At 71.5% G+C, this 11,530-nt stretch carries 9 protein-coding genes; 8 read left to right on the top strand and 1 reads right to left on the bottom strand.

All coding sequences use genetic code 11. The annotated features are described in order from the left end of the window. Positions 1-101: 101 nt before the first annotated feature. The 8 genes from CJ197_RS08855 to holA all read left to right on the top strand — a co-directional run bounded on the left by CJ197_RS08855 (position 102) and on the right by holA (position 11,108). Positions 102-1,142: a sugar phosphate isomerase/epimerase gene (locus CJ197_RS08855; RefSeq protein WP_102236375.1), complete on the top strand. Its 1,041-nt coding sequence runs from the start codon at positions 102-104 to the stop codon at positions 1,140-1,142. A 147-nt stretch (positions 1,143-1,289) separates the two neighbouring features. Further along, complete coding sequence (locus CJ197_RS08850; RefSeq protein ID WP_102236419.1) at positions 1,290-2,321, top strand: 3-oxoacyl-ACP synthase III; 1,032 nt, start codon at positions 1,290-1,292, stop codon at positions 2,319-2,321. A 44-nt stretch (positions 2,322-2,365) separates the two neighbouring features. Beyond that, entirely contained in the window at positions 2,366-5,008 is a 2,643-nt protein-coding gene (locus CJ197_RS08845) for an alpha/beta fold hydrolase (RefSeq protein ID WP_102236418.1), read from the top strand. Further along, positions 5,005-5,997 (top strand): NAD(P)-dependent oxidoreductase, encoded by a 993-nt coding sequence (locus CJ197_RS08840; protein ID WP_102236374.1) that lies wholly within the window; start codon positions 5,005-5,007, stop codon positions 5,995-5,997. Before CJ197_RS08845 ends, CJ197_RS08840 begins: the two co-directional genes overlap by 4 nt. Positions 5,998-6,034: 37 nt before the next feature. Next, positions 6,035-6,727, top strand: a complete 693-nt coding sequence (locus tag CJ197_RS08835) for a vitamin K epoxide reductase family protein (RefSeq protein WP_102236373.1) — start codon at positions 6,035-6,037, stop codon at positions 6,725-6,727. 117 nt (positions 6,728-6,844) lie between these two features. Beyond that, the gene (locus CJ197_RS08830; protein ID WP_102236372.1) at positions 6,845-7,663 is read left to right on the top strand and encodes a helix-hairpin-helix domain-containing protein; all 819 of its coding nucleotides are present in this window, start codon (positions 6,845-6,847) and stop codon (positions 7,661-7,663) included. 68 nt (positions 7,664-7,731) lie between these two features. Beyond that, positions 7,732-10,050, top strand: a complete 2,319-nt coding sequence (locus CJ197_RS08825) for a ComEC/Rec2 family competence protein (protein WP_233190770.1) — start codon at positions 7,732-7,734, stop codon at positions 10,048-10,050. 71 nt (positions 10,051-10,121) lie between these two features. Further along, on the top strand, positions 10,122-11,108 hold the full coding sequence (gene holA / locus CJ197_RS08820; RefSeq protein WP_102236371.1) for a DNA polymerase III subunit delta: 987 nt from the start codon (positions 10,122-10,124) through the stop codon (positions 11,106-11,108). A gap of 81 nt (positions 11,109-11,189) precedes the next feature. Here the strand turns inward: holA and rpsT are convergent, their stop codons facing one another. Beyond that, positions 11,190-11,456, bottom strand: coding sequence for a 30S ribosomal protein S20 (gene rpsT, locus CJ197_RS08815; protein ID WP_102236370.1), 267 nt, complete (start codon positions 11,454-11,456; stop codon positions 11,190-11,192). Between the last annotated feature and the right edge of the window lie 74 nt (positions 11,457-11,530).

The following is an 11,530-nucleotide window of genomic DNA, read 5'->3' as shown; positions in this document are numbered from 1 at the left end:
CCCCCCCGCCGATGGCCCGGGCCGCTGCGGGCATCAGGACGAGTCTAGAAGCGTGCCCTGGTGCAATACTGTTTGCGCCGATCGACCGCCCAGGAGGAGCTGTGAGCCGACGCCGCGAGGATTCGTCGTCGAACGCACCCCGCCACGGGGAACGCAAGCCGTTCACCCGGCCCAACACCGCCCACCGCTCCGCGCAGGAGAAGCTCTCGCGTCGGCTCAGCGCCGGTGATCCGCGCAGCGACCAGCATCCGCAGCGGCGCATCCCCGTCGGCCTGTCCACCTCCTCCGTGTTCCCCGCCGGCGTGGAGGAAGGATTCCGCCTGGCCCAGAAGATCGGCTACGACGGCATGGAGGTGATGGTCTCCTACGCCAAGGACTCGCAGGACGCATCGGCCCTGCGTGCCTACTCCGAGCGGTACGAGCAGCCGATCTTCTCCCTCCATGCACCCACCCTCTTCCTGCTGCAGGGCCTGTGGGGCACCGACCCGTGGGTGAAGATCCATCGCACGGTGGAGCTCGCCCAGAAGCTCGGGGCCCCCACCGTCGTGGCGCACCCACCGTTCCGCTGGCAGGGGAAGTACGCGCGCGGTTTCGTGGAGGGCGTGGCGCAGATCGAGGCCGACAGCGGCATCGCGATCGCGGTGGAGAACATGTACCCGTGGCGGCTGGGCGTGCGGGAGCTGCTGAACTACCTGCCCGATCACGACCCCACCGATGAGGACTATGCGCATGTGACGGTGGACCTCTCCCACGCCGCGACCGCCGGTGATGACGCGCTGGAGATGATCGAGCGCCTCGGGGACCGGCTCACCCACCTGCACCTGGCCGATGGCTCCGGCCACACCACGAAGGATGAGCATCTCCCACCCGGGGAGGGCAATCAGCCGTGCGCCGAGGTGCTGCGGCGGCTCGCCAATCGCGGCTGGGAGGGCTCGGTGCTGCTGGAGGTCACGACCAGCCGGGATGAGGAACGCCGCGAGCGCACCCTGCGGCAGTGCCTGGAGTTCGCCCGTCACCACCTGGGCCACCACCTCGAGGAGGAGGGCCCGAAGGGGGAGGACGAGGTGACCGTGAGAGAGCAGGACGCGGGCTCTCAGGTGCCGGGGGAGCCCGGGGTCGACGTGGGATCCGCCACCGCCTGAGCAACTGTCCAGGCACGGGTGGGATGATGAGCGGTGGAGCAGATCGCCCCGCCACCGCACGGGGACGCGCCGCCATGGCGAATGATCTGCTGGAACGATGAATGATCTACCGCAACGATGAACGATCTGACGAGGTACAGCGCACTGATGGCCAACGGGAACACGGGAATCGTCCACCGCAACGCGAGCCTGTTGGCCGTCGAGATGTCGCTTCCTCAGGTCACGGTGACCTCCGATGAGATCGATGAGATGCTCAGCCCCGCCCGCAAGCGCCTGCGTCTGCCCAAGGGCGTGCTGCAGCGCGTGGCCGGGGTATACGAGCGCCGCTGGTGGCGTGACCCCAGGGACGGCTGGCGCCAGGGCGTGGTGCAGGCCGCCGAGCGTGCCATCGCCAAGGCCGGGATCACGCGCGACCAGGTGGGGCTGCTGATCAACGCCTCGGTGTCCCGTCAGCATCTGGAGCCTGCGGTCTCCACGAGCATCCACCATTCCCTGGGGATGCCCACCAGCTGCATGAACTTCGACATCACCAATGCGTGCCTCGGCTTCGTCAACGCCATGACCATGGCCGCGGGCATGATTGACACCGGGCAGATCCGCTACGCCCTGATCGTGGGCGCAGAGGATGTCGAAGAGGTCCAGCGCGGCACCGTCTCCCGGATCAACGCGAAGAACTCCACCCGCGAGGACTTCAACAACCAGTTCGCCTCCCTCACCCTCGGATCCGGCGCCGCCGCCGCGGTGCTCGGACCGGCCGATGAGCACCCCGAGGGGCACCGCCTGAAGCTCACCCAGGCCCGTGCCGGCACGGAGCACCACGAGCTGTGCGTGGCGAACATGCAGGACATGCGCACCGACTCCGCCGGGCTGCTGGAGAACGGCATCCAGCTGATCCTGGACACCTGGAAGGGTGCCAATGAGCAGGGCCTGGATTTCAAGAGCATTGACTACGTCATCCCGCACCAGGTCTCGATGGTCTACACCCGCAACTTCTCGAAGATCACCGGGGTGGGCATGGAACGCATCCCCGTGACCTTCCCCGACTGGGGGAACATCGCCGCCGAGGCCGTGCCGATGACCCTCGCCCACATCCAGGATCAGGTCCAGCGGGGGCAGCGGGTGCTGCTGATGGGCGTGGGATCCGGACTGAACACCGCGATGATGGAGGTGGAGTGGTGAACTCCCGTCAGAGCACCGGGCGCCGACGCGCCGACGTCCCCGACATGCCCGAGCAGCACGGCGTGGATCCGCGCCTGCACCGCATGCTCGAAGCGCGTGACCACACCGGCGAGAAGCGCCGCTGGCACCTGCTGGACTCCGGGCCGTGGCTCGCCGAGCGGGGCATCAACCCGCGAGGCACTCTCCTGGCCGTCCACGGCAACCCCACGTCCTCCTACCTGTTCCGGTCTCTCGTGCGGGAGGACATTCCGTGGCGGCTGATCGCCGTGGACCAGCTGGAGATGGGCTGGTCCGAGCGCACCGGTGTGCGCCGCCGCTACCAGGACCGCATCACCGATCTGTCGATGCTCACCGACGCCCTGTCGCTGCGCGGCCCCATTGTGACCGTCGGCCATGACTGGGGTGGGCTGATCTCCACCGGCTGGGCGCTGGACAACCGGCATGACCTGGCCGGGATGATCCTCACGAACACGGGCCTGCACCAGGAGATCGCCGAATCCCTCCCGCGCGCCCTGCAGCTCGCGACCACCCCCGGGTTCCGCACCGCCTCAACATCGCTGACCGACGGGTTCCTGCGCACCACCCTGTCGCTGTCCAAGCCCGCGCTGCCCGCCGAAGTGCAGGAGGGGTACCTCGCCCCCTACCGCACGCGCGCGCGGCGCCAGGGCATCGACCAGTTCGTCGCCGATATCCCCGCCGGTGCCGACCATCCCTCCCGCCCCACCCTTGAGCGGGTCGCCGAGGGTGTGAAGGAGCTGAAGGTTCCCACCCTGCTGGCCTGGGGGCCGCGGGACATCACCTTCTCCGACCGTTTCCTGCGCGACATCCTCGAGCGCATTCCTCACGCAGACGTCCACCGCTTCGAGAAGGCCTCCCACCTGGTGTGGGAGGACGCCGACCTCGCGGGCCTGGTGAGCGCCTGGCTCGAGGACACCTTCGGCACTGCTGAGCAGCCGCGCGAGGCCGCCCCGGCCTGGCGGCCCGTCTCCTCCTTCGCTGAGCCCACCGAGACGCAGCCCATCGGCGCGCCCATCGCTCAGCTGGCTGCGGACCCCGTGCACGCCCAGCGTGCCGCCGTCGTCGAGCTCGGCGGCGCGGACGGTCAGGGCCGGGAGATCTCCTGGTCACTGCTGAACCGCCGGGTGGATGACATCGCCGCCGGGCTCCTGGGCCACGGCGTGCGCCCCGGAGACCGGGTGAGCCTGCTGATCACCCCCGGCGCGGACCTCACCGGTGTGCTGTACGCCTGCTTCCGCATCGGCGCCGTCGCCGTGATCGCTGACGCGGGCCTGGGCCTGCAGGGCCTCACTCGCGCCGTCATCGGCTCCCACCCGGACTGGCTGATCGGCATCAACCGCGCCCTGGTCGGCGCCCGCGCGATGAACTGGCCCGGCCGCCGCATCAGCGTCGAGCAACTGCCCACCCTGGACCGCACGGCCCTCGGGGTGGAGAGCTCGATAGCTCAGCTCGCCCGCTCCGGCGCCATGATGCGTGAGCTTGGCGCGCCTCTGGACGCCCCCTACCCGGATCCCGATGCGGATGCCGCGATCCTGTTCACCTCCGGCTCCACCGGACCGGCCAAGGGAGCGGTGCTCACCCATCGCCAGCTCGGCGCCATGTTCACGGCCGTCGGCGAGACCCTCCAGCTCGCACCCGAGCGGGGACTTGTCGCCGGATTCGCGCCGTTTGCCCTGCTGGGGCCGGCGCTCGGTGCCCCCACCGTGGTGCCCGATATGGACATCACCCGGCCGGGGGAGCTGACCGCCCCGGCGCTCGCCGAGGCGATCGCGGCGCTGGGCCGACCCGCGGTGTTCACCGCCCCCGCGGCGCTGCGCAACATCCTGGACACCTCCGATCAGCTCGATGCTGCAGGCCGGGAAGCGATGGCCGGGGCGGCGAGCTTCTTCTCCGCCGGCGCCCCGATCCCCGCGCACCTGCTGCGCGGCCTGCGGGATCTCATGCCCGAGGCGCGGGCGCTCACGCCCTATGGCATGACCGAATGCCTGGCCGTCGCCGCGATCGACCTCGACGGCATCGAGGCTGCCGGGGAGGGCTCCGGAGTCTGCGTGGGCCGGCCCGTGCCGCGCGTCGAGATCGCCATCGCCCCGATGGACGACAACGGGGAGACGACCGGGGAGATCACCACCGATCCGGATGTCGTCGGCGAGATCCTCGTGCGCGCCCCGCATGTGCGCGACCGCTACCTCATGCTGTGGCACACCACCCGCACCGCGATGCGCTTTGAGGGCTGGCACGCCACCGGGGACGTCGGACACCTCGATGACCAGGGACGCCTGTGGGTCGAGGGCCGCGCCGCCCACGTCCTCGCCACCGCCGACGGTCTCCTCACCCCGGTGCAGGTCGAGGAGGCAGCGGAGTCCGTGCCCGTCGTGCGGCGTGCCGGTGCAGCCGCCGTCGGCCCCCGCGGCACCCAGCAGGTCGTCGTGATCCTCGAGACCGAGGAGGGCTACCGCCCCGGAAAGGCCGACAGACCGCGCCCCGCAGAGCCGTCCCTCCAAGAGGCCGTGCGCCGCGCGGTCCGCGAGCGCTGCGGCGCCGAGGTGGTTGCGGTGTTCACCACCCGGGCCCTGCCCACGGACATCCGGCACAACTCGAAGATCGACCGGGCGGCACTGTCCCGCTGGGCCGAGCAGACCCTGCGCGGTGAGAAGGCGGACGCGCTGTGAGCGCCGAGACGGTCCTGGTCACCGGTGCCTCCGGAATGCTCGGCGGTGCGGTCGCCCGCACGCTGCGCGACCGCGGGCTCGACGTGCGGGCCTTCCAGCGCCGCCCCGCCGGTATCGACGGGGTGCAGGACGTGTGCGGCTCCCTCACGAGCGCCGAGGACGTGCGTCGGGCCGTCCAGGGCGCCGATGCCGTCGTGCATCTTGCCGCGAAGGTCTCGATCTCGGGGCCGGAGAGCGAATACCGGGCGATCAACATCGGCGGCACCGCCAACATCCTCGATGCCATGCGCGCTGAGGGCGTGAGCCGACTGGTGAACATCTCCTCTCCGTCGGTCGCGCATCTAGGCCGCGCGATCGTGGGCGATGATGCCACCGTCGCGTCCCCGGAGCATGCCCGCGGCCCGTACGCCCGCACCAAGGCGGCCGCGGAGCTGCTGGCCATGGAGGCCGACGGGAAGGACGGCCTGCTGGTCACGTCGATCCGCCCCCACGTGGTGTGGGGGCCGGGGGACACGCAGCTGGTGGGGCGCATCGTGGATCGTGCCAGCCGCGGGCGCCTTCCGCTGCTGGATCAGGGCATGGCCCTGATCGACACCACCTACGTGGACAATGCCGCCGACGCGATCGTCGCCGCCTACGACCGGATCGACGACGTGCACGGAGAGAGCTTCGTGGTCTCCAACGGGGAGCCTCGCGCTGTGCGGGATGTCTTCGCCGGCTGGTGCGCGGCCGCCGGCGTGCCAGCCCCGAGGATCTCCGTGCCCGGCGCGGCGGCCCGTTTCGCCGGGCGGGTCATCGAACGGATCTGGGAGAAGCGTCCCGGACACGACGAACCCCCGATGACCGAGTTCCTCGCCGAGCAGATGTCCACCGCCCACTGGTTCGATCAGCGCCGCACCCGCGAACGCCTGCAGTGGACCCCCGCGGTGAGCATGGACGAGGGCAACCGTCGGCTCGCGGAATGGTTCCGCGAGCACCCCGTGGTGTGACCGCCCCGGTCCACCGCCGCCCACGAGGAGGGCACCTATGAGCACGGAACGGACCGCCGCGGGCGAGGATCTGCACCCGGACGAGGACGACGCCGCGCTGCGCGCGGAGATCGACCGTGAGCTCGCCGCCGAACGGGCCGCCCGCCCCCGCGCCCCGCAGCGCCTGACCGGGCTTGTGCTGCTGATCGGCGGCATCATCGGCTGGATCGCATCGCTCGAGCTCCTGGTCGGCAAGGAATACCTGCTGGAGAACCCCGGGGCGAGCCTCGGCTGCGACGTGAACCCCTTCATCTCCTGCGGCAGCGTCATGATGACCTGGCAGGCCGCGGCGCTGGGGATCCCGAACATGGCGATCGGGCTGGGCGGATTCGCGATCATGGCTGCCGCCGGCGCGCTCATGGTCAGCCGCACGCCGCTGCCCACCTGGTTCCGCTGGGCGGTGCTCGGCGGGATGCTGTTCGCCCTCGCGTACGTCCACTTCCTGGCGATCTCCGCGATCTTCGTGATCCGCGCCCTGTGCCCCTGGTGCATGGTCGTCTGGGCGGTGAGCGCCCCGATGTTCTTCGCGACCCTCGCACACATGGTGGAGTCCGGGGATATTCCGGTGCCCCGCGCGCTGGGGACGTTGCTGCGAAGGTGGGTGCTGCTCACGCTGCTGTGGTATCTGCTGGTCATCGTCGTGATCGCGGTGGCGTTCTGGGGGCAGTGGCTTGCGACCTTCGGGCTCTGACCCCGGCACGGGCGGCGGGCGGTGACGTGGCACGACCTCTCCTCCACAATGGCCCGTCATCCACAGTGGGCGGCCGTCGGCTGACGACGGGGGCGTGCGCTCCCTAGCCTCGCGCCCATGGGAGCACAGGACCTGACCGGGCGCAGCGGGCGCGGCCGCAGCGGACGGCACCGCCGCAACGGTGACACGCTGATCACGCGGCGCGAGCATCATCCACCGCGTCCGCGCCGCAGCCTGCCCGTGCCCTCCGCCTCAGCGTTGGTGGGGATCGCGGTGCTCGTGCTCATCGGCCTGGGGGCGGTGCACCTGTCCGGCAGCGGCTCCGCCGTCCCGCTCGGAGCCCCCGCGATCGCTCCGACCGTCGAGTCCAGCGCCCCTGCCGTGGATGGGGAGGAAGACGGGGCGGCGGGGGAACAGAGCACCGAGCAGGCGGGGGAGGACTCTGGGGCGTCGCCGCCGACGGTCCTGATCGTGCATGTCACCGGTGCGGTGGAGAGCCCCGGGGTGGTGCGGCTTGAGCCGGGTGCCCGAGTGGATGATGCCCTCGCCGCTGCCGGGGGAGCGCAGCCTGAGGCGGACCTCGCGGCCGTGAACCTCGCCCGGCCCGTCAGCGACGGAGAGCAGATCCACGTCCCCGTGCCCGGGGAGGAACCGCGCGAGCTGCCCGCGGACCCCGGTGGTGGGGCGCCGAGCGGGGGAGCGGAACCAGAGGGGAGCGACCCGGCCGGGCCGCCAGGGGCAGGCGCGCTGATCAACCTCAACACCGCCACCGCGGCAGAGCTAGAGGACCTGCCCGGGGTGGGCCCGGCGATCGCGGAGCGGATCATCACGCACCGGGAGCAGAACGGTCCCTTCACGAGCGTGGATCAGCTGCAGGAGGTCTCCGGCATCGGCCCTGCGACCCTCGAGAAGATCAGACCGCAGGCCACCGTATGACCCGGCCCGACACACCCGGCAGCACACGACTGCGGCCGACAGATCTGCTCCTGCTGCCAGGAGCAGTCGTGGTCTGGGGGCTCGCCGTGCTCGGCGCCCTGGTCGGCACCGCGGCCGCGGTCGCCGCCGCAGCGGTGCTCATAGCTGTCGCGCTGACCGTCACGACGGTGCTCGGCACCTCCCGCACCGCGCCCACGGTGCTCGGGCACCTGGGCATCGTCGTGCTCGCCGGTGCGCTCCTGTTCCCGGCCCTCCAACGCCACGAGACCGCTCAGGAGACGCTGACTGTCGCTGCTGATGATGCAGCGGTGGTGCAGCTTGCTCTCACCGCAGCCCAGGACCCCGCGCCGCCGACGAGCGGACCGCCCTGGGCCCGGGAGGGACTGCAGATGCGTGCCCGCAGCCGGGCAGGCGCGGCTCGCATCGGCACGACGACACGCACGCTGCCGTCCTCCGTCCCCATCCTCGTGCAAGCCGACGGAGACGCAGCAGAAGATCTCGCCGCCGTGCGAGATGGCGACGCGCTGCTGGTCCGCGGCACCGTGCGAGTATCGGGCAGCCTTATCGTGCTGCGCGCCGCTGACGTGCAGCCCGTTCCGGCCGGCGGAATCGTCGGGAGGGCACAGAGCATGCGTCAGCAGCTGCGCGAGCAAGCCCGGCACGCCACCGCAGCGCTCCCACCCGAGGAAGCCGCGCTCATCCGCGGCATGACCACCGGGGACACCCAGGGCATGAGCGAGCAGACCGAGGACATCATGCGCCGGGCCGGGATCTCCCACCTGGTGGCCGTCTCCGGGGCGAACATCGCCCTGGTCCTCGCCGCGGTGCTCGGCCCCGCGCTGCTGCTCGGCCTGCGCCGCCGCCCCCGCTTGCTGCTTGCTGCCGTGACGGTGGGCGCCTATGTGTGGCTGGTGGGCGATGAGCCGAGCGTGCAGCGCGCCGCGACCATGGCTGCGCCGCTGCTGGCCGCACGGTACGCGGGAGTGCGGGCATCCCCGGTCGCAGCTCTCGCCCTCACCGTCGCTCTGTGGGCCGTGATCGACCCGGTCACTGCGGCATCGGTCGGGTTCCTGCTCTCCGCACTGTCCACGGCGGCGATCCTGCTCGCCGCCCCGCCGCTCGCCACGGCCCTCGTCAGCATGAGCGGAAGGCGCCTGGGCCGCACCGGGGCGCTGATCCTCGCGGTGCCGATCGTGGCGCAGCTGGCCTGCACACCACTGCTCATCCTGCTCACCCCCGAGGTCTCCGCCTGGGCGGTCCCGGTGAACCTGCTCGTGGGACCTATCGTCGGCCCCTCCACCGTGATCGGACTCCTCGCCCTGTGCCTCGGTGTGATCTGGCCGCCCGGGGCACAGCTGCTCTACGGCGTCGCGGGCGGGGGAGCGCACCTGGTGCTGCTCATCGCCCGCGCCGCTGATGCGCTGCCCGGTTCCCGGATCCCCGTGCCTGAGGGCGCGGCCGGGGCGCTGCTGGCTCTTACAGCGATCATCATCGCGGGGATCCTCCTGGTCGGCCGACGCAGCGCCGCCGTGCGCTGGATCGCTGCCGCGGCCGCTGTGGCGCTGCTCGCACCAGGCCTCGCACGCCACCTGCCCGGCGGCGCCCCGCAGGGCTGGGCGGTGGCGGCCTGCGCGGTCGGGCAGGGTGACGCGCTGCTGCTGCGGGGCGAGGGAGAACAAGCGCCGACGGTGCTCGTGGACACCGGTCCGGACCCCGCGGCGCTGCGGGAATGCCTGGATCGCCTGCAGATCCAGAGCATCGACCTGCTGGTGCTCACCCATCCGCATGCTGATCACACCGGTGGGCGCGATGCCCTCGTCGGCACCCGCATCCCGCGCGAGCAGTGGACCTGCCCGCTGCCCGAGGCCGGCAGACACAACCTTTCCGCCGTGCCGGCCCAGCCCGTCGTCACAGGGGAGGCATGGCAGCGGCCCGGACTCACGATCGAGGTGCTGTGGCCGCCGAGCGCCGAGGCCGCCTACCAGGCGAGCCGCGCCGAGACCGGGTCAGGAGAAGGCGATGCGGCCAACGACTGCTCCGTGGTCATCGCAGCAACCTGGCCCAGCGGCGGGAGGCTCATCGCGCTCGGGGACCTTGAGCCCGTCGCTCAGCGGCTGCTCGCGCAGCAGGACATCGGCACGGCGCAGCTGGTGAAGGTCGCCCACCACGGCAGCCGCCGCCAGCACGCGGAGCTCTACACCCGGATCGATCCCGAGCTCGCCCTGATCACCGTCGGTGAGGACAACAGCTTCGGGCACCCCACCGCCGAGGCGCTCAGCATGCTCGAGCACAGTGGCGCACAGATCCTGCGCACCGACCAGCACGGCACCGTCATCCTCCCCGTCGGTCCGGATCCCGAGCCGCGCAGCGTGGGCCCAGCCCGATAGGATCGACCAGCGCAGGAACCCCTGCCCGGCCCGCGGCGGCCATGGCACCCCTCAGCAGTCAGGAGCACCCGGTGAGCGATGTCCAGTGGCACAGCGTCGCCCTCGCGCCGGTGGTGCTGGTCCACGGCACCGAGCAGCTCATCGCCGACCGGGCCGTGCAGCGCCTGCGGGACCTCGCCCGGGAGCAGAATCCCGAGGTCGCCGTCCACCAGCTGACCGCCGAGACCATCACCCCGGGCATCCTCACCCAGGTCACGAGCCCCTCCCTCTTCGGCGAGCCGCGATTCGTCGTGATCCCCGAGCTGCAGGCAGCCCCCGAGGCGCTCATCGGAGAGGTCCTCGACTACCTGCCGCAGCCCGAGCCCGATGTCACCCTCGTGCTGGTCCACCGCGGCGGCAACCGCGGCAAGAAGCTGCTGGACGCCCTGAAGAAGGCGGGCGTGCCCCGGGTGGACGCGAGCCCCGTCAAACGCGCCGCGGATAAGCAGGCCTTCGTCGCCGCCGAGTTCGCGCGCGCCCAGCGCCGCATCCAGCCTGACGCCCTCACCGCTCTCGTCGACGCCTTCGGCAGGGACCTCGCTGAGCTCGCCGCGATCAGCCGCCAGCTCATCGAGGACACCACCCCGGATGCCGGGCAGCAGGCCCCCCAGGTCACCGCCCAGGATGTGCACGGGCTGACCGCCGGTCGGGTGGAGTCCACCGCCTTCGCCGTGGCCGATGCCGCGATCGCCGGCCGTGAACAGGAAGCCCTCCAGCTGCTGCAGCAGGCACAGCTCGCCGGCGCCGATCCGGTGCCGATCGTCGCCGCCGTGGCCTCGAAGATGCGCTCGCTCGCGAAGGTCTGCGCCCCTGGCGCCACCGCCCGCAGCCTCGGGATGCCGGACTGGATGGCCCGCAACCTCCAGCGCGAGGCCCGTGCCTGGAACGACCGTGCGCTGGCCCGCGCGCTCGAGACCGTGGCGCGAGCCGATCACGAAGTCAAGGGCGCCGGGCGCGACCCGCAGTGGTCTGTGCAGCGCATGGTCATGGGTATCTGCCGCGCCCGCCGCGCCGGTTGATCCTGGCCCGCCCTGTCCCTCGAGACGACGACGCCCCGCACGGGTGACCGTGCGGGGCGTCGCGCGGAATGCTTCAGGGGCTCAGGCGGAGACCTTCGCAACCAGCTTCGCGAGACCGGACTTGCGGTTCGCGGCCTGGTTCTTGTGGATCACGCCCTTGGAGACGGCCTTGTCGAGCTTGCGGGAGGCGGCCTTGAACGCCTCGCCGGCGGCCTCGGCGTCACCGGCGGTGACCGCGGTGCGGACCTTGCGCACGTAGGTCTTGAGCTCGGACTTCACCGCGCGGTTGCGCAGGCGGGCCTTCTCGTTGGTCTTGTTCCGCTTGATCTGGGACTTGATGTTTGCCACGAAGACTTCTCTCTTGTGCTTCCGGAGTGGATCATCCGGGACGGCCGAGGAACGGCACCGACGGGGACGGCGGT

The organism is Brachybacterium sp. UMB0905 (assembly GCF_002871795.1).
Lineage (GTDB): Bacteria > Actinomycetota > Actinomycetes > Actinomycetales > Dermabacteraceae > Brachybacterium.
This window is presented reverse-complemented; position numbering and strand designations above follow the sequence as displayed.

Bases quoted from the DNA above. Each gene is read 5' to 3' on its own strand.
- CJ197_RS08850 (WP_102236419.1), top strand. From the start codon at position 1,290: ATGGCCAACGGGAACACGGGAATCGTCCACCGCAACGCGAGCCTGTTG.
- CJ197_RS08845 (WP_102236418.1), top strand. From the start codon at position 2,366: ATGCCCGAGCAGCACGGCGTGGATCCGCGCCTGCACCGCATGCTCGAA.
- CJ197_RS08835 (WP_102236373.1), top strand. From the start codon at position 6,035: ATGAGCACGGAACGGACCGCCGCGGGCGAGGATCTGCACCCGGACGAG.
- CJ197_RS08830 (WP_102236372.1), top strand. From the start codon at position 6,845: ATGGGAGCACAGGACCTGACCGGGCGCAGCGGGCGCGGCCGCAGCGGA.